General features: G+C 54.0%; 21 protein-coding genes. 8 read left to right on the forward strand and 13 right to left on the reverse strand.

From position 1 onward, the window contains the following. Nucleotides 1-47: 47 nt before the first annotated feature. The 8 genes from A3193_RS01035 to A3193_RS01070 form a co-directional block, all read right to left on the reverse strand. Entirely contained in the window at nt 48-1,928 is a 1,881-nt protein-coding gene (locus A3193_RS01035; RefSeq protein WP_069013821.1) for a V-type ATP synthase subunit I, read from the reverse strand. A gap of 54 nt (nt 1,929-1,982) precedes the next feature. Beyond that, a complete protein-coding gene (locus tag A3193_RS01040; RefSeq protein ID WP_069013822.1) occupies nt 1,983-3,038 on the reverse strand; it encodes a V-type ATPase subunit in 1,056 nt (351 codons plus the stop codon). Between the two features lie 9 nt (nt 3,039-3,047). After that, entirely contained in the window at nt 3,048-3,374 is a 327-nt protein-coding gene (locus A3193_RS01045) for an SPFH domain-containing protein (RefSeq protein ID WP_069004351.1), read from the reverse strand. A 479-nt stretch (nt 3,375-3,853) separates the two neighbouring features. Beyond that, nucleotides 3,854-4,294, reverse strand: a complete 441-nt coding sequence (locus tag A3193_RS01050) for an HIT domain-containing protein (protein ID WP_069013823.1) — start codon at nt 4,292-4,294, stop codon at nt 3,854-3,856. Nucleotides 4,295-4,302: 8 nt separating this feature from the next. Further along, nucleotides 4,303-4,695: a gamma-butyrobetaine hydroxylase family protein gene (locus tag A3193_RS01055; protein WP_069004353.1), complete on the reverse strand. Its 393-nt coding sequence runs from the start codon at nt 4,693-4,695 to the stop codon at nt 4,303-4,305. Between the two features lie 145 nt (nt 4,696-4,840). Further along, complete coding sequence (gene hemH / locus A3193_RS01060) at nt 4,841-5,902, reverse strand: ferrochelatase (protein ID WP_069004834.1); 1,062 nt, start codon at nt 5,900-5,902, stop codon at nt 4,841-4,843. An 11-nt stretch (nt 5,903-5,913) separates the two neighbouring features. Continuing rightward, nucleotides 5,914-6,834: a hypothetical protein gene (locus A3193_RS01065; protein WP_069004354.1), complete on the reverse strand. Its 921-nt coding sequence runs from the start codon at nt 6,832-6,834 to the stop codon at nt 5,914-5,916. A gap of 84 nt (nt 6,835-6,918) precedes the next feature. After that, on the reverse strand, nt 6,919-8,778 hold the full coding sequence (locus tag A3193_RS01070) for a phosphoenolpyruvate carboxykinase (GTP) (RefSeq protein WP_069004355.1): 1,860 nt from the start codon (nt 8,776-8,778) through the stop codon (nt 6,919-6,921). A 382-nt stretch (nt 8,779-9,160) separates the two neighbouring features. Between A3193_RS01070 and nth the strand changes: the two genes are divergently transcribed. From nth to A3193_RS01095, 5 genes are all read left to right on the forward strand, one after another. Further along, nucleotides 9,161-9,793, forward strand: coding sequence for an endonuclease III (nth, locus tag A3193_RS01075; RefSeq protein ID WP_069013824.1), 633 nt, complete (start codon nt 9,161-9,163; stop codon nt 9,791-9,793). A gap of 33 nt (nt 9,794-9,826) precedes the next feature. Continuing rightward, the gene (locus A3193_RS01080; protein ID WP_069004357.1) at nt 9,827-10,279 is read left to right on the forward strand and encodes a DUF302 domain-containing protein; all 453 of its coding nucleotides are present in this window, start codon (nt 9,827-9,829) and stop codon (nt 10,277-10,279) included. Nucleotides 10,280-10,293: 14 nt separating this feature from the next. Continuing rightward, a complete protein-coding gene (locus A3193_RS01085; RefSeq protein WP_069004358.1) occupies nt 10,294-10,725 on the forward strand; it encodes a DUF1841 family protein in 432 nt (143 codons plus the stop codon). Next, entirely contained in the window at nt 10,722-10,919 is a 198-nt protein-coding gene (locus tag A3193_RS01090) for a hypothetical protein (RefSeq protein ID WP_069004359.1), read from the forward strand. The genes A3193_RS01085 and A3193_RS01090 overlap by 4 nt, the downstream gene beginning before the upstream one ends. Before the next feature lie 299 nt (nt 10,920-11,218). After that, on the forward strand, nt 11,219-12,421 hold the full coding sequence (locus A3193_RS01095; RefSeq protein ID WP_069013825.1) for a glycosyltransferase family 4 protein: 1,203 nt from the start codon (nt 11,219-11,221) through the stop codon (nt 12,419-12,421). A gap of 68 nt (nt 12,422-12,489) precedes the next feature. On the opposite strand, the gene xseA is transcribed toward A3193_RS01095, so the two are convergent. Further along, nucleotides 12,490-13,851 carry an exodeoxyribonuclease VII large subunit gene (gene xseA, locus A3193_RS01100; RefSeq protein WP_069013826.1) on the reverse strand — a complete coding sequence of 454 codons (1,362 nt, stop codon included), beginning with the start codon at nt 13,849-13,851 and terminating at the stop codon, nt 12,490-12,492. Continuing rightward, on the reverse strand, nt 13,848-17,369 hold the full coding sequence (locus A3193_RS01105; protein ID WP_069013827.1) for an EAL domain-containing protein: 3,522 nt from the start codon (nt 17,367-17,369) through the stop codon (nt 13,848-13,850). The genes xseA and A3193_RS01105 overlap by 4 nt, the downstream gene beginning before the upstream one ends. A 486-nt stretch (nt 17,370-17,855) precedes the next feature. On the opposite strand from A3193_RS01105, the gene guaB reads away from it, so the two are divergent. Then, a complete protein-coding gene (gene guaB / locus A3193_RS01110; RefSeq protein ID WP_069004835.1) occupies nt 17,856-19,319 on the forward strand; it encodes an IMP dehydrogenase in 1,464 nt (487 codons plus the stop codon). 46 nt (nt 19,320-19,365) lie between these two features. Next, nucleotides 19,366-20,943 (forward strand): glutamine-hydrolyzing GMP synthase, encoded by a 1,578-nt coding sequence (guaA, locus tag A3193_RS01115; RefSeq protein WP_069013828.1) that lies wholly within the window; start codon nt 19,366-19,368, stop codon nt 20,941-20,943. Between the two features lie 275 nt (nt 20,944-21,218). Here guaA and A3193_RS01120 read toward each other — a convergent pair whose 3' ends face one another. From A3193_RS01120 to A3193_RS01130, 3 genes are all read right to left on the reverse strand, one after another. Beyond that, nucleotides 21,219-21,584 (reverse strand): type II toxin-antitoxin system VapC family toxin, encoded by a 366-nt coding sequence (locus A3193_RS01120; protein WP_069004364.1) that lies wholly within the window; start codon nt 21,582-21,584, stop codon nt 21,219-21,221. After that, nucleotides 21,581-21,781: a type II toxin-antitoxin system VapB family antitoxin gene (locus A3193_RS01125; RefSeq protein ID WP_069004365.1), complete on the reverse strand. Its 201-nt coding sequence runs from the start codon at nt 21,779-21,781 to the stop codon at nt 21,581-21,583. The genes A3193_RS01120 and A3193_RS01125 overlap by 4 nt, the downstream gene beginning before the upstream one ends. 642 nt (nt 21,782-22,423) lie before the next feature. Beyond that, nucleotides 22,424-24,511 carry an EAL domain-containing protein gene (locus tag A3193_RS01130; RefSeq protein WP_069013829.1) on the reverse strand — a complete coding sequence of 696 codons (2,088 nt, stop codon included), beginning with the start codon at nt 24,509-24,511 and terminating at the stop codon, nt 22,424-22,426. A gap of 371 nt (nt 24,512-24,882) precedes the next feature. On the opposite strand from A3193_RS01130, the gene A3193_RS01135 reads away from it, so the two are divergent. Further along, nucleotides 24,883-25,863: an endonuclease/exonuclease/phosphatase family protein gene (locus A3193_RS01135; RefSeq protein ID WP_069013830.1), complete on the forward strand. Its 981-nt coding sequence runs from the start codon at nt 24,883-24,885 to the stop codon at nt 25,861-25,863. Nucleotides 25,864-25,907: the final 44 nt, after the last annotated feature.

The following is a 25,907-nucleotide window of genomic DNA, read 5'->3' on the forward strand; positions in this document are numbered from 1 at the left end:
CTTGCTGTTTTTCAGTTCAATCATCATGCACTCCCGAAGCCAGGGTTTCAGGAGAGTGTCAAGGGTTTGAAGGCCTTGCCGTCGCCCGCATAGAAACGGGAGAAGCCCTCGTAAAATTCCAAACGCAGCACCTGGATGGCGACGATCAGCCCCTCCAGTACCAGAATGAATACGTTGCCCAATACCACCGTGATCCAGTGGCCGGTGTCACCCATCATGCCGGCCAGGGTGAACACCGCGATCGCCAGCGCCACATGGTTCAGGCTGAACGCCGCGACACGCAGGAAAGAGAGGGTGTTGGAGGCGTAGCCGGTGATGGTCTCGAAGGTCTCGATGAAGGCGACCAGAATGCGTTCGCCAATGGAGGCCTCCTGCTCGATCAGCTTGTGGGCAAAGATACCGATCAGGGTGAGGATCGCCAGGGTGGCCCAGAAGCCGCCCACCGACCCTTCCGCGTAAAGAGAATAACCGCTGCCCAGCATGCCGCTGTAGAGCAGCAGCGAGAGCAGGCCGTTGTCGCCGAACAGGGCGCCCAGCCGATCTCCCTGCACCAGGTGGTTGATGATGTTCAGCAGGGAGGAGATGACGATGAAGCCGATTCCCCACAACAGGGCCACAGTGAGCATGTAGAGGGGGTCGCTGAGGGGGGCGATCCACCAGGCGTGAAACAGATGCTCGAAGCCGAAGATGCTGCCATACAGGAGCCCGAACACCATCGAGGAGATACCGGCGGCCACCCCGAACGGGGTGAAGCTGCCCAGCTTGCGGCGCCAGATCAGCGCGGCGCCGAGGATCACAGCACCATGCCCCACGTCGCCGAACATCATGCCAAACATCAGGATATAGGTGAGGGCGAACAGATGGGTCGGATTGACCTCGCCGTAACGGGGTACCCCATACTGCATCACCAGGGATGAGAAGGGTTTGAAAAGGCGGCTGTGGCGCATCACCGAGGGTACGATGGCACGCTCTTCAGGCAGTGGATCACGGCTCTCCAGGACGAAGGCGTTGGGCAGTTTCTGCTGCAGAGCCTCTTCCACCTGGGCCATATCCTCGGCGGGTACCCAGCCCTGCAGGCGTGCCAGCTTGCCGCTTTTACGAGCTGCTTCGCCAAGTGCCACATAGGGGACAGCCAGGTGTAGGGTCTGGGCGGCCTGCTCCAGGCCCTGCAGCGCATTGGCCCGCCAGGCAACGATCTCCAGGTTGAGCTGTTGTGAGTTTTCATCGACCGCTGCATGGCGCTCCGCCAGTCGGCTCTTGGCAGTCTCCGGCTCGGTGTGCAGCTCCGGTGGGATATCCAGTGGTCGAAAGCCGGCGGTATCGAGGACCGATTTCAGCTTTGAATGCTCTGTCCGCTTGGCGCCGATGATCAGCACATGGCTCTCTTTCTCACTCTGCAGAAAGGGGAACAGCAAATAGCCGTCGAGGCCGATGGCATCCTTGAGTTGTTCCACCCGGTTGCTGGATACCACGCCGATACTGGATTCCAGGAAGGGTTGATCCTGCTGCAGTTGACCCAGGTCCACATCCAGATTGCTGAAATTCGCCAGACTGGTCTCGAGCTGGCTGATATTGCGTGACTCTTCGGTGAGGCGGCGTTGTCGTTCTTCAAAGTCGGAACAGGTCTCCCAGGCCTCGCCCAGCCACTGATTGGCCTGCTCCAGTTCAGCTTCGGTAATGGTGGTCACTTCGCCATCGAAGGGGGTCGGGGTGTAGCTCACCAGGGCGCTGATCTTGTCCAGCCGGCTCTTCGCCTGGTTGTACTGCTCGCGAAAGTGCTGTCCTGGAATCTCGGTCAGGGCGTTTTCCGCATAGGGACGGTTGTCCGGGCTGAAATTGTTGAGACCGGCCAGGATCACCGATGCGCCGGGCAGGTCCTCGTTGAGTACCTTGATGCTGATCTGTTTCATCGGCAGGGGGCTAAACATCAGCGGTCCCTCGGTCGGCGTGAAGCGGGTTGTATCGGATAAACGGCCGGACGATCATGCCGCCTCCTCAGAGGATGAGGAGCCTTTGATGCCAGAAACGGCTTCATCCAGCAGCTCGTTCGTCATACCCAGCAGCTTGCCCTGGATGATGGCGTAGAGACGCCAGATGTCCGTGTCCCGGCTGATCAGATAGCAGAGCGCAGCGACCACCCCGTCCCGACTGCCCAGCATCAGTTTGCGTAACTCATCGGAGACCCAGAAGTCGAGCCGTTGTCTGGCATCGGTGATGTTGGCGCTGCCGGCGAGCAGGCTGTGAAAGGGGTCGGGCAGCTGCTCGATAATGGTATCCAGCCCCTCCACATTGGCCAGCTCCATCAGTTTATCCCGCTGTATCTGTCCGCCGTAAGGAATCAACAGGTAGTAGACCTCACTGGGTGCAAACTGATAGACCAGGCGATAGCGCATCAACCAGAGGATGTTCTGCCGGTCCACCATACAGCCGATGGCCTTTTTCAAGCCGCGCTTGTCGCTGCAGTCGGTGATGTTGGCCTGGGCCAGCATGCCGGTGTAGTAGAGCCGGTCGATGGCGGCGCCGAGGGAGAAGTTTTCGTGCTGCTCTTCGTAGATGGTGCGGGCCTGACTGGCGATCTGGGAGTAGGGCCCCCGTTCGAGCTGGCGCAGCATCTCCTGAACGTTTTCCGCCTGCAGCAGGGCTTCATGGGGCAGCCGGATGTTCTCCGGCAGGGCATAGAGATTGTGGCGTATCTCCTGGATGCCCAGATTGTTCCACTTGCCCTGGATCAGGGTCTTCAGATTATAGAGCTCATACTTGCGTGGCCAGTAGAGTATCAGTCCCCGTGAGCGACCGCTCAGAGGCCGCAGCAGAACCTTCAGTTCATTCATTAGCTGCTGCAGCAGTTGGTGTTCCACCAGGCCGCTCTTCTGGCGGATTTCGATCTCCTGTTCGAAGATCGGCAGCAGATCGAAACGCTCCCCGAGTTGATGCAGGGACATCTGCTTCAGTATCCGGATATCCTCAGCGGAGAGCAGTCTGGAGGCGTAGATTCCGACCCGGGTCTTGAGGTAGGCCTGATCCCGTTGTGAGTTCATCGGTTAGGCTCAATCCTCGTCGGCATTGGGATCGATCAGTACCGCAAAGGCGGCGCTCAGCGCATCCTCTTCTCTCGCCTCGGCGTATTCACGCAACTGGGCGTGGCGTTCATCGAAACGTTTTTTCAGTTCGGCAATGGTCTGCTCGGCGCGACTCTCCGCCTTTTCCATAAAGCTGTTGTGAAGCTCCGGGATGCGGGTTTCGAAATGTTGCTCTTTGGTCTTGGCTTCCTGCAACGCCTCCTGAATGATGCGCTCCCGTTGCTCTTCGGCCTTGTTGTGGATCTGTTGTGCCCTGTTTTCGGCATCGAGTAAGCGCTGCAGTGACTCTTCCATTAACCCCTATGCCCCCATGGTTTGTTTTGACAGCAAATTGTTTTCAGAGGTTGTGTAAGGGAGACGTTTTTGGGCGTCTCCGAAGCACATAGATAGTGTAGTCAATTTGACCGTTCTATGTGGACTAATATCGTTAAGGCTTGGTTGAGCTGGATCATGAATTCTAGGGATTTTGTTATTTGTGCAGAGAGCGGATCTGATGCTGTGATCTGTTTACGCAATGGGTGAGTTGTTGGAGGGTTAATGAGTTGTGGTGATTGTTGTGCTCCTGCCTTCCCCCTCTCCCCCGGCCCCTCTCCCGCGAGGGGAGAAGGGAGCTATATGTGCTACTTCGATGCTTGATGTTTATATGACTGTAACGTAAGCATTCTGCTCCTGCTGTTCAGAGTTGTTGCTTTTCGCTGTTCTGAAACTTGTTGTCTGAATAGGAATATTCAGTCGACTAACCCCTGTTGGTATTCAGGATAGGGCGGAATTGATTAAGCCTTGGCGGTAGGCTGCAGGATCTCTATTGTCTTGGGTAGTTCCAGGATCAGCCTGCGTTTGATTTCATTCAGTTCAGTTTGGTTGTATGGCCGCCGTTGCTTGGTACCCCAAACTGTACCGGGCCACCAGGGATCACTGCTCTTGCGTCCCAGGATATGGATATGCATCTGTCGTACGATGTTGCCGATCGTTGCAGTATTGAGTTTATCGATGTTCTCGTCGGCTTTGATGAAAAGGGAGATTTGGTTGATCTCCTCGAACAGCAGCTTCTGCTGCTCGGGTGTGAGTTGGTACAACTCATCGCAACTCACCCTGGGGACCAGAATGTACCAGGGCAGCAGAGCATTGTTCATCAGCAGCAGCTGGCTCAACTCCAGCTCTGCAAGCAGATGGCAATCTGCAGCCAGTCTTGGGTCGAGGCTGAAGGATGGCATCTCTCTTTTCAGGCTCCACCATCACGGGGAATCAACTCCGGCTCTTGTCGCTGATGGCCCACTGCTTCGAGCTTCTCCAGGTAGGCCTGCCACAGCTCATCCTGGTGCTTTCCCAGATTGTAGAGATACTGCCAGTCGTAGAGCCCTGAGTTGTGACCGTCATCGAAGTGGATCTTCACCGCATACTGACCTATCGGTTCGATCTTGGTGATGGTGACCAGCTCTTTGCCTTTCTCCAGTTTTGCCGTGGCCGGGCTGTGCCCCCGGGTCTCCGCCGAAGGGGAATAGACCCGCAGGTATTCACAGGGCAGGGCAAAATGGGCGCCGTCATCGAAGGCGATATCGAGAAAGCGGCTCTGTTGGTGGACTTTGATATCCAGCGGACGTGGTGTAGAACTCATGTTGATATAAGGTCCTAATTTGAATGTCGTTGATGCGGCTTTTGATTCGACTCTTCTCACTCCGGGAGTGAGTGTCTGCTATCGATTGTTTTGAGATCGTCACCGGCAGATAGTTTCAATGGTTTGTCTGAATCCCGCTGAAGACTCAGTCACTGATTGTAGATGGCGGGGGAAGTGGTTTGGCCTCCGGCCAGCCCAAGGCGTGACGGTGGATCAGATTGGCGAACATTTCGATATGTTTCGGTTCGTCATTCAGGGCCGGGATATAGCTGTATTCCGCGCCGCCACCCTGAAGAAAATAGTCCCTGTTCTCGACCCCGATCTCCTCCAGGGTCTCCAGACAGTCGGTGGCAAAGGCGGGGCAGACCACCTGCACGCTTTTGATCCCCTCGGCCGCCCACTGTTTGAGGGTCTCATCGGTGTAGGGCTTGACCCACTCCTGAGCACCGAAGCGGGATTGGAAGGCGAGCAGCCACTGCTCCTCGTTCAGCCCCAACCTGTCGACCACGGCCTGAGCCGTATCCCGGCACTGATCCGGATAGGGGTCCCCTGCATCATAGTAGTCTTTGGGGATGCCATGGAAAGAGAAGAGCAGTTTGTCTGCGCCTCCGTGAGTCATTCGGTAGTCGGCGATCTGACTGCTCAGGGCATCGATATAGTCTGGCTCGTGATGGTAGCGTTGTATGAATCTGACCTCGGGTATCCAGCGCCACTGTTGCAGTTCAGCGGTGACCGCATCGAAGATCGAGGCGGTGGTGGTTGCCGAGTATTGGGGATAGAGGGGCAGTACCAGCAGTCGCTGAATATTCCGCTCACGCAACAGTTTCAGGGTATCGGCGATTGATGGATTGCCATAGCGCATCGCCAGCGCAACACTCACCTGGCCGGTGAATCTGTTCTCGATCGCCTGCTCGATGGCGTCCCGCTGCTGTTTTGAAATCACCAGCAGCGGTGATCCTGCGTCGGTCCAGATCGAGGCATAAGCCTTGGCGGAACGCTTGGGCCTTACCCGCAGGATGATGCCGTGCAGAATGATCTGCCAGATCAGTTTCGGAATCGACACAATTCTTGGATCGCTGAGGAATTCCGCCAGATAGCGTCGTACCGCGCCGGTAGTCGGGGCGTCCGGTGTGCCTAAGTTGATCAGCAGAATAGCCAGGCCGCCATCCGGCATCGAGAGTTGTTGTTTTTGATTCAGATATTTCATGGTGTATGGCATCAGTCCCGGTTGGCTGAGCGGATTCTGGCTTCTACCCGTGCCCGTTTCAACAGGTCTTTATTGTGTATTTCCGGATAGAGGGGCCAGAAGCGGTCGATCTGTTCCGGTTGCTTGACCGCCAATTGTTCCAGTCTTTCGCGACAGCCGCCACTTATATAAGGGAGCATCAGTAGCTGTGGCGCCTTCCAGGCAATGTAATCTTCGATCAATGGGGCGTTTTTCGCATCATAGCCCGATTCGGCAAGCAGTAGAGTGGGGAATTCGAGATCCGGCGGTTGGTTTTCGTGATACGGCACCATCTCGTTCTCCCCATTCCGATAGAACCAGGCTGTGCGGGATTTGGATCCGGCTCTGTGGCGAACCTCAGCCTCGAGAGTCGAGGCGTGTACCCTGGGGTTGTCACCGTCATGGTCGGGTAGGCCCCGCTGATTCAGATACGATGAGATGAAACTGCAATCGTCCGCTTCTGCCGCAATCCATTTGGCAGGACTGTCAGTCAGCGCCATTTCGTTTTCTGTGCGACAGCTCCGCAACAGTGCCAGCGGTTGTTGGTCGGTTTCATCCAGCAGCCACTGTTCATAACGGTCAGCCATCGGGAATGGCAGCTGGCTCAATACGGGCTGCAGAGATTCGATGAGCCTGTCGCTGGCGGCGATCATGGTGCGGATGTCGAACAGGGGATTGACGGGCACCTGTTTGAGTCCACTGGTTTCGGACCAGAGCCCAAAGGTGAAATATTGCTGGGCGCCCAGCGGGGTGTTGGCCCACAGTCCCTGGGGGGAATCGCTGAGTACCTGGATCTCCCAAACCTGGCCATTGGCACTGAGTGCACGGGCGGTATCAAGTTGGAAGACCTGCAGTAAACCGTTGAACGGGTTGAGTCGCCGGATACTGAATGCGCTGTTCGGAACCTGTTCCATCGCCACAGCCTACCGCAGCCCCGGAAAACAATCGAGGGCCGGGTTAACGGGCGGTCAGCATACCTCAGTGAGGCGCTCTATCGCTCAATCACAGCTGGCGGAGAGGTCCCAGTATTTCGGGGAGTGGTATAAGCGTGCCAGTTGCAGCTCCCGCTCCAGCTCCATCTCTCTGGGCAGGTGATCGCCAAAACGGGTGAACAGCTCTTCCTGATCAACGGTTTCGTGGCGCGCGATCTCCCGGTCGATATTCATGATTTCAAAAAAGTCGTCCTTGTTGAAATCGAGACCCTCCCAGTTGATCGCTGCATGTGAAGGGACCCAGCCCAATGGGCTTTCCACCGCATGGCCGACGCCGTTGCAGCGATCCACCACCCACTTCAGCACACGCATGTTTTCACTGAATCCCGGCCAGATGAAACGACCATGCTCATCCTTGCGAAACCAGTTTACGCGGAAAATGGCGGGTGGAGTGGCAACATTCTTTCGACCGATTCGCAGCCAGTGCTTCAGGTATTCCGCCATGTTGTAACCGCAGAACGGCAGCATCGCCATTGGATCGCGTCGCATCGAGGCCTGATTGATGGAGGCGGCGGTGGCCTCCGAGCCCATGGTGGCCGCCATATAGACCCCGTGTTCCCAGTTGTAGCTCTGAAATACCAACGGAAAGTTGTGGCTGACCCGACCACCAAACAGAAATGCGGTGATCGGTACGCCGTCCGGATTCTCCCACTCAGGATCGATCGAAGGACAGGCTGAGGCTGGTGCGGTAAAGCGTGCATTCGGGTGAGCCGCCGGGCGGCCGCAGCCAATCAGCCAATCATCGCCGCGCCAGTCGATCATGTGTTCCGGGGGATCCTCGGTCAATCCCTCCCACCAGATGTCGCCATCATCGGTCAGGGCGCAGTTGGTGAAGATGCAGTTCTCCCGCAAGGCGGCGAGTGCGTTGGGATTGGATGATTCATTGGTTCCCGGGGCGACGCCGAACAGACCGTATTCTGGATTGATGGCGTAGAACTTACCATCTACAGGGTTGGGTTTGATCCAGGCAATGTCATCGCCGATGGTCGTGACCTTCCAGCCCTCGAAGCCTTTGGGTGACTTGAGCATGGCGAAGTTGGTTTTACCGCAGGCGCTGGGGAAGGCGGCGGCGACAAAGAACTTCTTCTGCTCAGGTGTCTCCACACCCATGATCAGCATATGCTCCGCAAGCCAGCCCTCATCCCGGCCCATTACCGAAGCGATACGCAGGGCAAAACACTTCTTGCCCAGCAGGGCGTTGCCGCCATAACCGCTGCCGAAGGACCAGATCTCCCGCGATTCGGGGAAATGGGTAATGTACTTGTCCTCTATATTCCCGGCGCAGGGCCAGGGGACGTCCGCTTCACCCGGCGCCAGAGGGGCGCCGACCGAATGTACACAGGGTACGAATGCACCATCGTCCCCGAGGACATCGAGTACCGCCTGCCCCATCCGGGTCATGATGCGCTGACTCACCGCCACATAGGGTGAATCGGAGATTTCGACGCCGATGTGGGCGATATGGGAGCCGAGAGGCCCCATGCTGAATGGGATTACATACATGGTCCGGCCCCGCATGCAATCCTTGAACAATCCCTTGAGGATGGTTTTCATCTTTTTCGGATCCATCCAATTATTGGTCGGACCGGCATCCTCTTCCTTTTCTGAGCAGATATAGGTGCGCTCCTCAACGCGAGCCACATCACTTGGATGGGAGCGGGCCAGATAACTGTTGGGTCGCTTTTCAGGATTGAGACGGATAAAAGTACCGCCTTTCACCATCTCATCGCACAATCGGTCGTACTCTTCCTGTGAGCCGTCACACCAGTAGATCCGGTCCGGATTACAGAGTTGAGCGATCTCATCAACCCAATTTAAAAGTTTTTGATTGGTTGTGCGTGAAGCGCCATCATGTTTTCTGGTCATGGTGATTGTCCGACACTGTTTTTCGTTTGTTTACGAGTAGTTAACTGTCCAGGCTTTTGGCCTTATCGCGATACAGACAGGGGGTGGATCTGCATGGGTAATGAGCAGGTTCACCAGTATAGGAAACCAACAAGAAATTCGCTATCCATCTATAAATATAGTTTATAGGGCTTCATCTTTTCGGTTATCGAAGATTTTGGCCGGCTTGGAATTCTGTTGACAGGAGGTGAAACTTCAGAATCTTCGAGTTTTCCATCTTGGCTGTGAGGCTCTCCCTGCGCATCCGGCAAAAATCTGAAACTGACCGATCGAGTCACCGGGTTAATAATGACCCCGTTTTGCTCTAGAATGGCGCGGATCCACCAGCCGTCCAACCTGCTTCATGAATAAACAAAAACGCCAGGCCATCTTTGAGCGACTTCAAGCGGCCAATCCCAATCCCACCACGGAACTCAATTACCAAACCCCTTTCGAACTCTTAGTGGCGGTCATTCTCTCGGCGCAGGCCACCGACAAGGGGGTCAACAAGGCAACCGATAAGCTGTTTCCGGTGGCCAATACCCCTCAGAAAATCCACGATCTGGGTCTTGAGGGGCTGAAGCGGTATATAAAGACCATAGGTCTGTTCAACAACAAAGCGAAGAATATTATCGAGACCTGTCGTATCCTGATGGAGACCCATGGGGGAGAGGTGCCGCAGCAGCGTAAGGCCCTCGAAGCGCTGCCCGGTGTGGGACGGAAAACTGCCAATGTGGTACTGAATACGGCTTTCGGCCATGCGACCATGGCGGTGGATACCCATATATTCAGGGTATCGAACCGTACCCGGATCGCTCCGGGTAAGACGCCGCTGGAGGTGGAGAAGAAGCTGTTGCGTTCCACCCCGGAGGTTTTTTTACAGGATGCACACCACTGGTTGATACTGCACGGGCGCTATACCTGTGTGGCGCGCAAACCGAGATGCGGAAGTTGTGTGATTGAAGATCTTTGCGAATATAAAGAGAAGACGGAATAGAGGTTGGTTCGTCAATTGACAAAGGAGTCTGAAATGAAAACGATAACGATCCTGCTGGTAAGTCTGTTGTTCAGTGTTGGCCTGGCCCGGGCGGATGGCGGTTTGGTAACCCTGCCCAGTCAGTTCAGTTTCGAAGAGACGGTCAATCGCTTTGTGGCCGCCGTGGAGGGGGCTGAGCTGAAAGTGTTCAGTAAAATCGATCACAGTGCGGGGGCCCAAAAGGTTGGTCAATCCCTGCGCCCCACCCTGTTGATCATCTTTGGCAGCCCGAAAGTGGGTACGGCACTGATGACCAGCGATCAGCGGGCCGGCATCGATCTGCCGATGAAGGCACTGGTCTGGGTGGATGATCAGGCCAAGGTCTGGCTGGGTTACAATAATCCGGACAGACTGTTTGACCGGTTTGCCATCAATGATCGGGAAAAAGTGAGAAAAAAAGTGACCGGTGCGCTGCAGAAGTTTGCCAGCAAAGCCACTCAGCCCTGAGTATTTGATATCTGATGTTTAGTAACGATCGCAATCAGCTGCGCCAGGTCTTTTTCGAGGCCTGGCGAAAGCGCTCTGAAGGTGAATCCCTGCAGCCTCTGGAAGAGATGGTCGCAACGGTGATCCAACAACATCCGGAGTATCACAGATTGCTGAACGATCGGCAGCAGGGTCTTGACCGGGACTATCTGCCCGAGGGGGGTGAGACCAACCCCTTTCTGCATATGGCCATGCATCTCACTTTGATTGAGCAGGTCTCCACCGATCGTCCTCCCGGCATCAGCGGTTTATATCAAAGGTTCTGTCAGCGCAAAGGGGATGCCCATGAGGCCGAACACCAGCTTATGGAGTGTCTGGGGCGTATCCTCTGGGAAGCTCAGGTTGAGAACAGAATGCCGGATGAACAGGCCTATTATGAGTGTGTCAAACGGTTGATCGAATCATGACTGCTCAGCAGAACTTCAGCAACTGCACCCTCTGCCGGGTTATGCGCGGATTGGCTTTTGGCGGCATCGGTGCTGCGATCGGTGGCTATGGCGCGCTGTTTTTCGGGGTTGATCGAAATGAGGCTGTCTACTATGCGTTGTTCGGAGCATTTGCCTTGACGGTCTTCATTCTACGCAAGAGAAAACAGGATTAAGCTGTGGCTGTAATTGCCGACACTGAAGTGTGGGGAAGAGATATAACCAATCATCAGCGTACCAAACAGACTAAGAGAGTAGCTCCCCTCTCCCCTTGCGGGAGAGGGGCCGGGGGAGAGGGGGAGAATCCTTCAGCACCCTCCTATCTATAGATAATCCACAATATAAGGATTATGTTTTCATGCAGTGCGACTTATGCCTAATGACATAAATACGCAAGACGTTCACCCTCTCCCATCAAGGGAGAGGGGTTTTTAGGAATCTGCTTGGCGAATTATGAGTTAACGGGACAGCAGTGATGCAGAATAAAAAGACCATAATGTTTTGTGAAGGTAATATCGATGGCACAATCGGTGGGTCATACTACAGTTTGCTCTATCTGACCCGGGGTTTGGATAAAACCAAATACGTACCAGTTGTCGTATTTCATAGAGACAATGCCCTGATTCCCGAGTACAACAAGGCAGGCGTCAGAACCCTGGTCGTGCCCTCATTCGATCCGATTCTGTTTCAATCCAATAAAATTCCCCTGTTGAGCCCGATCATCAAGATCGTACAGAAACTGGCAAATCTGTTCGGCTATCTGTTTGTCTATGGCAACAAATATAAAAAACTGCTGCAGCAGAACTCGGTCGACCTGTTGCATCTGAACAACTCCATCATCCGCAATAACAATTGGATCGTAGCCGCTTCCATGGCAAGGGTTCCCTGCATAACCCATGAACGCGGTATCAATGATCACTACCCAGCTATCTCGAAATTTCTCGCCAAGCGTCTGAAGTCGATTATCAGTATCTCCAACTCGGTAACCGAAAGGCTGACCGAACATGGCATAGATAGCGAAAAGATCGTCACCATACACAATGGTATCGATCCGGATGATGTCAGGCTGAAGGTGTCGGACCAGGATATGCTGCAGCAGCTGAAGATCGGCAAAGACTTCAATGTGATCGGGGTGATTGGCAATATCAAGGAGTGGAAAGGGCAGGAGGTGGCTGTCAGGGCGATGCGCAAGGTGGTCGATGCTTTCCCGAAAACGGTTTGTCTGTTGATCGGCGATACCTCAAAAGAGGATATCTATTACCAGGAGAGATTGAAATCACTTATCACCGAGCTTGGGCTGGAGTCGAACATTATCTTTACCGGCCATGTGAAAAATGTGCCGGATTATCTCAACGTTCTGGATATCATGCTGCATACCTCGATCGATCCTGAGCCCTTTGGACGTGTCTTGATTGAAGCAATGTCCCTGTCGAAACCTTTGATCGCTTCGAACGATGGGGCAATTCCGGAGATCGTGGAGCATGGTAAAACCGGTCTGACCTTCACCCCTGGGGATCATGACCATCTTGCGGATTCCGTCATCAGTCTGCTTCAAGACAGGGACTACGCGGAACAGATCGGCAAAGCAGGATTTGACCGATTGATGGATCACTTTCATATCAATGTGAATGTGCAGAAGACAGAGTCGCTTTACGATGAGATCCTGAAGGAAAGTTGAGTGCCTTGTCCTGATTTACACTGCTGAATGTTTATTGGCGTCCATTCGCGGCCAATGGTCATTCCACACTACAGGTTTTTCTTCACCACCTGACAGATGAGACTGCCTTTATGCAGTCTGGCCTGCAACTCATCCCCTAGCTCAACGTCTGAGGCATCGGTGATGATGGCATCGGTTGTCGGACTGCTGACAATCGAATAACCCCGTCCGAGTGTGTTGAGTGGGCTCAGATTGTGCAGATCCCTGCCAAGCTGTGTGAAGCGGGTCTGTTCCCGGTTCAGGCGCTGGGTTACGGCACGATGCAGTCGTTGCTCCAGGCTGGTGGTTTGTTGAACCAAACGCTTGAGTCGTTGCTCCGGTGTCTGTCTGGCCAGGCGGGTGTGAAGCCGGTCAACACGCTGGTGCTTTTGCAGCAGGTTGACATGAAACTGGCGTGACAGGCGGTCGGACAGTTCGTCCAGACGCTGAGCCTGTTGTTGCAGGCGTCGTTTCGGGTGTTGGATCTGCAGACGTTTGAGCAGTGCTGAAAAGTGCTGCTGCAGCTGTTGCAGCCGCTGCTGCTGGTTTTGCTTCAAGCGTCTGGTGACGGCATGCAGACGCTGTTGCCACTCCAGTTGATCCGGTGTGACCAGTTCAGCCGCTGCCGAGGGAGTGGCGGCCCGTCGGTCCGCCACAAAGTCGGCGATGGTAAAATCGATTTCGTGTCCGATACCGGTAACCACCGGGATGCTGACTTCATGGATCGCCCTGGCAACCTGTTCTTCATTGAATGCCTGCAGATCCTCCAGGGAGCCGCCGCCCCGGCTTAAGATCAACAGGTCGCACTCCTGGCGCTGTTCGGCCAGTTTCAGCATCTGAACAATCTGTCTCGCTGCATCCTCGCCCTGTACCTGGACCGGATAGATGATCACAGGCAGGGCGGGAAAACGCCGCTTCAATACGGAGAGCAGATCCCGAACGGCTGCGCCTGTTGGCGAGGTAATCAGGCCGAGTTGTTTGGGCGGTACGGGTATCGGTTTTTTCTGTTCACTGTCGAACAGGCCTTCAGTCGCCAGTTTCTGTTTCAGTTGCTCAAAGGCAATTCGCAATGCTCCTTCACCGGCCGGCTCCATATGCTCGGCAATCAACTGAAACTCGCCGCGAGCCTCGTACAGGCTGACCTTGGCGCGGATCAACACCTGCTGCCCGTTTTCAGGGCGAAAGCGCAGCCGTTGCCGTTTCATGCGGAACATGGCGCAACGTACCTGGGCCGCTTCATCCTTGAGACTGAAGTAGATATGACCAGAGGCGGGTTGTGCTAGGTTGGAGATCTCTCCACTGACCCAGAGGAGCGGGAAACTGGCTTCCAGTACCGCACGGGTCTCCCGTACCAGGCGGGAGACGGAGAAGATCTCTCTTGTACCGTTATTGGCTGGGGATTGCTGATTCAAGCGATCTCTTTACTCAGATAGATTTCAAATTGATCCACCGGCAGTGGATGGCTGAAGTAGTAACCTTGGAATATTCTACAGCCTTTGTCACGCAGAAATTTCAATTGAGCATCGGTCTCCACACCGATGGCAACCACTTCGATATCCATGGTCTGAGCCATGGTGATGATGGTCTGTACCAGTTGTGCATCTTTCGGATCGCTGGAGATGTCGCGGATGAAGCTTCGGTCGATTTTCAGCTGATCCACAGGTAGACGGCGTATATAGGCGATCGAGGCGTAGCCGATGCCAAAACAGTCGATGGAGAATCTGACCCCAAGTTTTTTCAGTTTCAGGACCTTTTCCGTGGCCTCTTCAAAGTTCTCTACCAGGGTGCCCTCATGAATCTCCAGGGTCAGGTGTCTGGGATCGACCCCGGTATTGGTTACCAGCTCTTCTATCTGGTCTGCAAAGCTGGCCTGATGGAAGTGAACCGCACTGATATTGACGGCCAGGTTGAGCGGGCCCTGAAGCTGCTCAGACCAGTGTTTGATCTTTTGCAGTGCCTGCTTGAGTACCCATTCACTGATCTGCAGGATCTGTCCTGACTCTTCAGCAACGGTAATGAATCGGCGGGGTTCAACTTGCCCATGGTTGGGATGGTGCCAGCGCAACAGTGCTTCAACGCTGACCAGATTGCCAGCCAGGTCGACCTGGGGTTGATAGTTGAGTGACAGCTCATCATTGATCAGTGCGTTACGCAGATCGTTTTGCAGCCTGAGTTGTTGTTCTGCCGCGTCCTGCATACCGGGCAGGAAGAAGCGGATGGTATTGCGACCCTCCTCCTTGGCTCGATACATGGCGGTATCTGCATATTTGAGGATATCGTCAGCACTGGCGCCATCCATCGGAAAGATGACGATACCGATACTGGGGGTGATATGCAGTTCATTGTCACTGATGTTGTAGGGCTCCGACAGGGTCGACTGAATCTTTTCAGCACCTTGGCGGGCTTGTTGGGCCGCAATCTGTGGATTGCCGTCGAGTTCGCTAAACAGCACGATGAACTCATCACCACCGAGCCTTGAAGCGGTATCCTCATCCCGGATCTCACTGGTCAGGCGTTCCGCAACTTGCTGCAGTAACAGGTCACCGACATTGTGGCCGAGTGAATCGTTGATGGTTTTGAAATGGTCCAGGTCCATGAACAGGACGGCACCGCGGTGGTTGTGCCGGCGGCAGCGGGATTGAGCCTGACCCAGACGATCGATCAGCAAGCGTCGGTTGGGCAGGGAGGTGAGAGAGTCGTAGGTGGCTTGATAGGCCAGTCGGTCCATGGCTCGCATACGCTCAATTTCAGCGCTTATACGGGCCGCGATGATATCCATCACATCGGCCCAGTCAGGTGGCATGAAGAGGGGTTTGCGGGATACCACCCAGACAATACCGATCACCGTATTGTTGCGATCCCGGATCGGTGAGCCGGCATAACCCTGGACATCCAGCAGCACCAGGTCCTCATCGTTGGGAAAGAGGTCCTGAACTCCCTGGGGGAAAAGGCAGGCTCCCTGGCGGATGACCTTGTCACAGGGGGTTTCACTGATATGGTAGGCGAAATCCTCGATCACCCGGCCATCGATGATGTTGGCCAGGGATTTGACCTGATTTCTGCCTGCCAGTTCTCCGATATTCGCGCCATCGGCACCAAACCAGCGACACAGCTCGCGGGCCACATGTTCAAAGAAATCCTCGCCGGTGATGCCGACCATACTCTCCATCAGAGTGTTGAGGGTCTCTGCCGCGCGCTTACGCTCCGATATCTCCTGATGGGTGCCGCAGGCTCGGGTCGGGCGCTGGGTGATCGGATCGAATTCCACCGCTCCACCCGAACCTTCAATCCAGACCCACTGGCCGTTCGCATGTTTCATGCGGTATTCGACTTTATAGGTTTTGCCCTCTTCAATCCGCTGATTGATGATCGGCATGATCCGCTCCCTGTCCTTGGGATGGAGACGCTCCCGCCAATCGTCAATGTTGTGCTTCATGGCGGATGCTTCCAGTCCAAGCTGATCCAACCAACGTTGATTGACGGTAAGTTGATCGGTGATCAGGTTCCAGTCCCAAAACCCCAGAGAGGCGCCTTTGACCACCAGTGAGAGTTGCTTTTCGGTTTCTCGCAGATGGGAGACGTCTACCAGGGTTACCGGCATATGCCGTACCTCTTCGACAGAGTCCGATAAAGGAAAGCTGATCATAACCTGGATCAGTTGACCCTTTGCGGTCAGCAGCGGTACCTCGCATGTGAATACCGTCTGTTTTTCACTCGAAGCAATCAGAAACTCTTTGAAGGCGGTGAACACTTCCGGAGTGATGCTTTTCGGCAACCACTCCTGCAGGGTTCTCAGGCTCTTTACACCGAACAGTCTGAAGGTGGCCGGATTGGCGTTGATCACCCGGATCAGGAACAACATCTCGCGCAATTGATCCGGATGGATATCGAAATAGGTTCTGAGATCTTCCACACCCGAGTCCAACAGCTGATCCAGTCTGGCCAGGGCTTTTGAGCTGTCACCCTCGCATAATGCGGTGGCGACCCCATCGAAGAAGTTATGGTACTGGGCCTCGGTTTCAGCGAGTTGCCGGGTCTTGACCCTGACCCGCCATCTGAGAATTTGCGCAATCAACACCAGCGCCGCCACCAGGATGCCAATCGCAAAGATGACCTGGTAGAGCAGTGGAGGTTGTGTTTGCGGAGGTGTATGGGTTTCGAACAGTGTCTTGAGTCGTTGATGGTAGATCGAGAGTTCATCGCTCTTCTGGTTGGCGAGATGAAAGTCGAGTCGCTGCTTGATGGTATGCGCTTTGGGACTCTGTTGGGATATGGCAAAGCGGATATCCAGGGGGATCAGGATGATTGGACTGGGCACCGGACTATGGAAATGGCCATGGCTCAAGCCATACAGGCGACTGATCAGGCCGGCATCCGCACGGCCGCTGGCAACCGCCCTCATCACCATGTCATAGGTGGCGTATTTCTGGGTAGGGCACTCAATCCTGAATGAGTTGCAGATCTCATGCAGTCCATTTTTTGAGGTCAGGTAGATGTCATCCGTCAATACGGCAATCTTCTTGTCATGAAGATCGGCAATGGTCTGTATATCCGAGTTTTCAGGAACGTAAATCTGCCCCCAGTTGGCAATGATGGTCTGATCTGAGAAGAGGAAACGCTTTTCCCGTGAGTCATTGATCGCGATCGCAGGTAACAGGTCGATCTTTCCGGCAGAGAGTCGATAGAGCTGATCACTCCATGTACCGAGCACATAGCGCACCTTCCACCCCTCCTGGTGGGCGATCTGCTCAAGGATGTCAATGAAAAGTCCCCCCGGCCGTCCCATAGAATCGGTATCAACCAAGGGTGGGTTTTTGTAGACACCCACACGCAGGGACATGGGGGTATTGCCCAGCGCAATACCCCAGTTGATCAGCAGGCCTATGGCAAAAAGGAGGAAAAAACTCCAGTTAAACACAAATTTGTGCATCTGCACTTCCTGACTTCATTGTCCGATTCCTTAATCCTTAGCATAGCGCCAGAATCCTCGAAATGCAGGTTGCTGAGAGGATTGGCAGGTCGCGGTACGGTCAAGAATTCAATTCGATGGCTGGCCAAATTGAAAGGTGAATGAATCGACTGCCGGTCGACTCGCAATAGGGTGAAATTCGATGCCAAGAGGGTTTTAGAGCCGGTGATCAATCGATATTCCAGGCCGAACCCCTTACTCGGCCGTGAGGTGGCGCTGGAAATGGCCGTACACAAAGTCAGTTGTGTGTCCATGATGACTTATTGCGAAATTTTGTAACGTATTGAAAATTCACTAAAAGTGACTTTACTACGCGTGCCATTGGCTGCCGATTGGCGAAGCTTCAGGGGGTGTGCAGGGTTGTGGTGAACTTGTTGCAGGTTTACCGGTTAGACTGCAACTTCTATAATGCCCGGCTACTTCATCCCTCCAGCCGGAAAAAATGCTATGCGTGTAATCGAGGAAGCCCTCACATTTGACGATGTACTCCTGGTACCCGCCCACTCACAGGTACTGCCAAAGGACGTCGATTTAAGGACCAAACTGACCCGGGAGATCGATCTCAATATCCCGTTGGTTTCTGCTGCCATGGACACGGTTACCGAATCCAGATTTGCCATTGCTCTGGCGCTGGAAGGGGGTATCGGCATCATCCATAAGAATATGGATGCCACCACTCAGGCCCAGGAGGTGGAGAAGGTCAAAAAATATGAGAGTGGTGTGATCCGGGATCCGATCACCGTTGGACCCTACGTCAGCATTGGCGAAGTGGTTGAACTCACCCACTCCAGAAACATCTCCGGCGTACCGGTGGTGGATGGCAAGGAATTGGTTGGAATTGTCACCGGTCGGGATCTGCGATTTGAACGCAAAATGGATGATCCGGTACGCAATATCATGACCCGTAAGGAAGACCTGGTGACGGTCAAAGAGGGTGCCAGCCGTGATGAGGTGATGAGCCTGCTGCATAAGCACCGTATCGAAAAGGTACTGGTGGTTGATGATAGCTTTGAATTGCAGGGGATGATCACCGCCAAGGATATCCAGAAGGCGAAAGACAATCCCAACGCCTGCCGGGATGATCAGGAGCGACTGCGGGTTGGGGCGGCCGTTGGTGTCGGTGAAGGTACCGAAGAGCGTGTGGACGCACTGGTCCAGGCCGGTGTCGATGTGGTGGTTGTGGATACCGCCCACGGACACTCACAAGGTGTACTGGATCGGGTCGCCTGGGTAAAGAAGACCTACCCTCAAGTACAGGTTATTGGCGGCAACATCGCCACCGCTGATGCCGCGCTCGATCTGGTCAAAGCCGGTGCCGATGCGGTGAAAGTGGGTATCGGGCCCGGTTCGATCTGCACCACAAGGGTGGTTGCGGGTGTCGGTGTACCCCAGGTGACGGCGGTTTCCAATGTGGCCAAGGTGCTGGAAGGCACCGGAGTGCCACTGATTGCTGATGGTGGCCTGCGCTATTCCGGGGATATTTCAAAGATTCTCGCGGCCGGCGGCTACTCTGTGATGATTGGCGGTATGTTTGCCGGAACCGATGAAGCGCCGGGTGAAGTGGAGATCTTTCAGGGGCGTTCCTACAAGTCTTACCGGGGCATGGGATCACTTGGCGCCATGTCCGGCAAGGATGGTTCCAGTGATCGTTACTTCCAGGAGTCCAGTGAGAAAGAGAAGCTGGTACCGGAAGGTATTGAAGGGCGGGTGCCCTACAAAGGTCCGGTGGTGGCGATCATCTACCAGATCATCGGTGGTATTCGATCCAGCATGGGCTATACCGGTTGCGCCAATATCGACGAAATGCGCACCAAGCCGGAGTTTGTCAGGATCACCAATGCGGGTGTCACTGAATCCCACGTGCACGATGTAACGATTACCAAGGAAGCGCCCAACTATCGGCGTGATTGATCGTTTGTGATCCACTTTACCGGTTAAGTCTTAGCAGGCCCTAGTAATGACAACTGATATTCATGCCCATCGAATCCTGATTCTGGACTTTGGATCTCAATATACACAACTGATTGCACGCCGGGTGCGTGAAGCCGGTGTCTATTGTGAGATCTATCCCTATGACAATGCGGATGAAGGGCTCTCCGGTAGCAAGCCTGCCGGCATCATTCTCTCCGGTGGCCCAGAGACGGTCACCGCCGATGAAGCGCCCGCTGCACCACAAGATGTGTTTGAGCTTGGGGTGCCGCTGTTGGGTATCTGCTACGGCATGCAGACCATGGCCGCACAACTTGGTGGCGAAGTGGCGTCTTCCGACAAGCATGAATATGGCTATGCCCAGGTACGTGCCAGAGGGCACTCGCGCCTGCTGAAGGATATCGAGGATCATACCAGTCCGGAAGGCTATGGCCTGCTGGATGTGTGGATGAGCCATGGGGATCGTGTCGAGTCCCTGCCCGAAGGTTTTCAGGTGATCTGTGAAACCGAGAATGCTCCGGTGGCGGGTATAGCTGATGAATCTCGCGGCTACTATGGTCTGCAGTTCCATCCCGAGGTGACTCACACCCGTCAGGGCAAGCGTATCATCGAACGTTTTCTGTTTGAGATCTGTGGCTGTGAAGTGCTCTGGACACCCGGACAGATCATCGAGGACAGCATTCACCATGTGCGTGAACTGGTGGGTGAACAACAGGTGGTGCTGGGGCTCTCCGGCGGGGTTGATTCATCCGTGGTCGCTGCGTTGCTGCATCGTTCGATCGGCGATCAGCTGACTTGCGTGTTTGTCGACAACGGACTGCTGCGATTGCATGAGGGGGACCAGGTGATGGCCACCTTTGCCGAGCATATGGGTGTTAAGGTGATCCGTGTCGATGCGGAAGATCGCTTTCTCAAAGCGCTGCGCGGTGTCACCGACCCTGAACAGAAACGCAAGATCATCGGCAATCTGTTCATCGATATCTTCGAGGAGGAGGCGAGCAAGCTGGAGGATGTCTCCTTCCTGGCGCAGGGCACCATCTATCCGGATGTGATCGAGTCTGCCGGCGCCAAGTCGGGCAAGGCTCATGTGATCAAGTCACACCACAATGTGGGTGGTCTGCCGGAGTACATGAAACTGGCCCTGGTTGAACCTCTGCGCGAACTGTTCAAGGATGAGGTGCGCAAAATTGGCATTGAGTTGGGTCTCCCCTATGAGATGATCTACCGCCACCCATTTCCCGGGCCGGGGCTCGGTGTGCGGATTCTTGGCGAGGTCAAGAAAGAGTATGCTGACCTGCTGCGCCAGGCGGATCACATCTATATTGAAGAGCTGCACAAGCACAATCTCTATGATGAGGTGAGCCAGGCATTCGCCGTGTTCCTACCGGTTAAATCAGTGGGCGTTGTGGGCGATGCACGGCGCTATGAATATGTGGTCACGCTGAGAGCGGTGAAGACAGTCGACTTCATGACCGCCAAGTTTGCTCATCTGCCATTTGATTTTCTGGAAGAGGTTTCGCGCAGAATCATCAATGAAGTGTCGGGTATCTCACGTGTGGCCTATGATATTTCCAGTAAGCCGCCGGCGACCATTGAGTGGGAGTGACAGGGGTTTTTAACACGTTGATTTATAACAATTAAAATAACATGATCAACAATATAATCTACGTCATCAATGGTATTATTCATGGTATTTTCTGCGCTCTGTAAGGCAAAAAGAAGTGATACCATGAGAAGTAGATTGATGCTGTCATGGTATTTTATGGCGCTCAGCTGAGCGGGCATATTGATGACCGCTTTATGAGTCCCGGAGTGTGGGCAGGGTAGCCGCAGCACTCTATGCTAAACAAGTTGGCCGCTGGATTTCAGATAATCCAGTGGTTATTCGTCAAACACCAGTTTCATCTCGCTTGAAACTTTCTTCAGTCGTTTATCGCCTGTCCAGAGCCTAGCATTTTCCGCCAATGCGGTTGCAGCAAGCAGATGGATATCAATATAACCGACTCCCAGCCCCATCAGCTGATGACTTTCGATAAAGTGCAGTGCCTCTGCTGGAGTGGCGATCGGTGACTGTGGAAGGTCATTGAGCAGTCTGAGAATTTCATCGCGGTTACGCAAATTGCCGCATGCCAGTTCACCTACGACAAAAGGGTGTGCCAGTACCTGACTTTGAGCCAGTAAATCAGCAAGCCGGGTATCGCCGGAGCGCAGATGGTCGATCCAGATCGAAGTATCGACCAGGATCATTTTGCAGGAGCGGACTGGCGACGAGGTATTGGCTTCAGCTGAGGCTCGCTTCCACCCAGTCGCGCCAACCGGCGAGCGCTCTCTCGTTCAATCAGGGCGCGCAGTCCCTCTCGAACGAGAGCAACTTTCTCGCTCACCCCGGTAATCCGCTGAGCCTCTTCTAGTAATTGGTCATCGATGTTCAGTGTGGTTCTCATAAGTAATCCTCCTTCATTGGAAGGCATAATATATGACATCAAATGATGATAGTTATTATGCTGTGATTACGCAAGGGCGTGTCGTTGATTGGCGCCTGAGCTACAGTGAAAGCTGACAGAGCTTGTCAATTGGTCGCATTAGATTTGAATTAATAGTGATAATATAGTGACCATTTCTCAGCATGGTATTTTTCATGGTATTACCAATCAGTGGAAAAATAAGCCATTGAATATAAAAGATAAAAAAGGATTATTTACAATCGAGTGGGAGTGAGCGGCACTGGCAGGCAATGTCTGGCACTGGCTGACTCTATATCGATTGCCTACCTCATGTGGTGGCCAGGATGGCCGGCCGGGACGTGGATGCGGGTGGCTACCAGCGTCACCGGCCCGAGCAAACCCTTCTCTATCAGATCGTTGACGAGTATTTACCGGCATTCGCTGCGCTTATGGCAGCGCAGGGCAGGTAATTACCGGGTACCTGAGTAACGGGTTGATTCGACCCGCCAGACGGGTGATTTGTGCGGTTTCGCGGCGGTTTACCGGGAAGGAGGACGGTTCAGTGCCGGTGGGATTGGTCCTCGGCTATACCCGTGGCAGGGAAAAAAGGGTGTTAATATTTCCTATACGCCTAACACAGATTCAGGTGCGCCGTTCCGAGGACGGCTTGTTGATGAAACGGTGCAGGTGGGTATCCTCGCTCACCAGGTGACGCAACAGCCAGTATTTCAGGTACTGCAGGACCTCGTCGAAACTGGTGCTCTGTTTGTGCTCGCTGATCTCCAGTTTGCGCTTGGCGATGTCGGCAATCAGCCACTTGTGTTTTTCCCGGTGCATTTCATAGCGGGGATAGCCGATGTTGAACATCACGTCTTCCTCGTGATCGAAATGCTTGATGGCCTCCAGTGCGATCACGTCCAGAGTCTCGGTGATATCGATGGATTCGGGATCTTTTATAAACAGGTCGCTGAAGGCATTCAGGGCATCGATCAGTGCGCGGTGTTCATTGTCGACGGAGACTACGTCGGTGGAGAAGCTCTTTTTCCATTTGACCTTCCGGGCCTTGCTCTCCAGGCTGTGTTCGCTGCGGAACTTGCTGGGTTCGTCCAGCCATTCGCTGTGTTCGGGATTGTGCCTGGTGAACTCGATGAAGGCATCGACGGGCATGGGCCTGCCGGTCAGGTAGCCCTGGAAGTATTCGCAGCCGATATTCATGAGGAACGAGGCCTGGAAGGGTTCTTCGATGCCCTCGGCGACGACTTCCAGCCCCAGAATGTGTGCCAGGGAGGCGATGGAGGTGACGATCAGACGGTCTTCCTCGTTTTCCTCCAGGTTGGAAACGAATACCCGGTCGATCTTCAGGCGGTCCAAGGGAAAACGGCGTAGGTAGGAGAGGCTGGAATAGCCGGTGCCGAAGTCGTCGATGGCGATCTTGAAGCCCTGTTCACGGAGGTGTTCCAGGTTCTCCAGCACGGCCTCGGGGTCGTCTGCAAGGATCCGCTCCGTGATCTCCACCTCCAGTATGTCGCTGGGGATGTTGTACTCCCGCATGGTGTCGGCCAGTGCCTTCATCATCTGCCGGTCGTGGAAGTGGGTGGTGGCGAGGTTGAGCGACAGCGGTATCCACATGTCCAGTTCATCATGGACAGTCTTCAACACTTGGGCGGTGCGCACCAGCGCCCAGTGGAAGAATTTGTCGGCGAATTCACCCTGTTCCAGGAACTCGATGAAGTGGGCCGGCGGGATGATCTCCCCCGGCGATGGGATCCAGCGGATCAGCAGTTCGCCGCCGATGACCTGGCGGCCCTCTGAACAGATCTGGGGCTGGATGAAAAAATCCAGCTCACCGGCTTCCAGTGCCTGGTTCAGGCGCAGCAGGAACGAGGCGTGGGATGTGGCGTGCTGTTGGGCATCCAGGTGGGCGAGCAGGTGGGGCTCATCGATGGGAGTCAGTTCTGCCTTGAGACGGTCCAGGATACCGTTCACCGATATGGTGCCGGCTTTCCAGTCCAGGTGGGCAATGTGCGGCCTGACCCCGTCGGGGACACTGCTGTCCTTCCTGATGGCCTCGATCAGGGATGAAAGGGCTTCGGCCGGCAGCGGCTCCGTTGAGGAGTAGATACAGAGGACCTCGGAATTGGCCAGGCGGCAGAGCACGCTCTGCTCTTCGATGAGCTTGAAGTGCCCGGCTATGGAGCGGATGCAGGCGGTCAGATCCATACCGGCTGCCACAGATGGACCCGATTCCAGGTCCAGCAGGATGCAGCCGCCGGCCAGATTACTCGCCTGGAGCTGTTCGAACTCGACGATGCCTTTGCGATGATTCAACAAGCCGGTGGGTGTGTCATAGTTCTCGATGTAATCCAGGCGATCGATGATGCGGCGAATGGTCTCCGGATCGTGTACCAGCACGGTACGGGTCTCCCTGCCGGTCTTGCCGATGCCGATGACTTTGACCAGTACCCAGGACACCTGACCCTCTGCACTGGTGAGCTTGGCGGGTTCAAATTCATCCTTGGTCCCTTGGATGATGAAGGTATCATCCAAGTCACGGAATATTTGGCTTATATTCAGACCCTTGCATTCATCCTCGGCGATGCCGAGCAGTTCCAGGAAGTGGCTGTTGAAGCCCTTGATCTGACCGTCGCCGTCGATGGTGGCGATGGCCTCGCTGCTGGCCTCCAGGATTGCCGGAGCCGCACTCAACAGTTTCTTGATGTCAATACTCATTAGCTGATCTTGCTCTGTGTTGACCCATATCCGTTGAAATATGTGCTCACGAAATCCTGATTTATGAGCGGAAAACTGTTTGCCGGGATGGTGAACGGTTCAGTGCCGGTGAAATTGATCCTCGGCTATACCAGTAGCAGGGCGAAAAGGGTGTTAATATTTTCTATACTCATTTCGCAGTACCGTTAACTATTTGCGGCTCAATATAGCACAGCCACTTCACAACTCTCTGAAATGCATAAATAGCCTTTAACCCAACCCCGATCAATGAAATATGCGATACTTCATAAAATTATTAGATTTTATAAGCTTCAGTAGCGTTGATTTGCTATTTTTTTGAGATAACTGTCTTGATTTTTCATGGAGGGGTTATGCGTTTATTTTTTGCTCTTTTCGCGCTGATCATCAGTGCATCCGTTTCTGCTGATCAACTAAGAATCGCGACCTGGAATATTGAAAACCTGGGGACTTACGGCAGGGGTTCTGATGGCGGTCATGGTGAAGCTGATCTTCCTCTCCGCACCAAGGAGCAGTTGAACGATATTGCCGATTTTATCCGTGATGACCTTGGTTCTGATGTAATTGCCTTGCAGGAAATCGGTATTAGCCATGCCTATGGCCCTGTTTCTCGGAATACGCAACTTGATGCCATCGTTAAAAAGCTTGGATCAAGCTGGAAGTATTACTTGCCCCCAGTTCCCTACAATCATACGCCTGATTCCATGTATGTGGGTTACCTGTGGAATACAGAGAAAGTAAAGGCAATTGCAATCGCTCCCATGAGGGTTCCCCAGGTATCACTTGCCGGTGCAGCGCTTTTTCCCCGCACTCCAGTCATCGGTTATTTTGAAGCGAATGACAAAGACGAAGAAAGTGAACTGAATGACTTTGCCCTGGTAAATGTCAACCTGGCACCAGGCCAGCACAATGATGAAAATCACCTCATAGCCATGACATTGATTGAATATCGTCTGGATGATGCGCTCACAGCCATGAATATTAATGAGGAGGACCGGATTATTTTGGGTGACTTTAATGACAACCCTCAAAAAGTATCCGAAACAGGTACTCTGAAATACTCTCCAGCCATGTATTACCACATGGCCTTCAAAGGTTATATGGATTACGTGCCAGCAGACTTTAAAAGCACGCGTATGGACACCGAACTGGACAGCATTGTCGATCACGTGCTTGTCAGTCAAGCAGCTCAAAGGCATCTATTTGGCAATCGGGCATTTCTCTGGCTGCCAGAGAATGCTCCAGAATCGTTTGCTGAATGGCGCGAAACTTTTAGCAATCATTTCCCGATTTCGGTTGTTATGAATATTACCGAAGATGATGATGAAGATTAAACCACCACTCCAGTTCGTTGACCCTTTATAAAAGGTCATACTAA

Origin of the sequence: Candidatus Thiodiazotropha endoloripes (genome assembly GCF_001708965.1) — a bacterium.
Taxonomy (GTDB): Bacteria; Pseudomonadota; Gammaproteobacteria; order Chromatiales; family Chromatiaceae; genus Thiodiazotropha; species Thiodiazotropha endoloripes.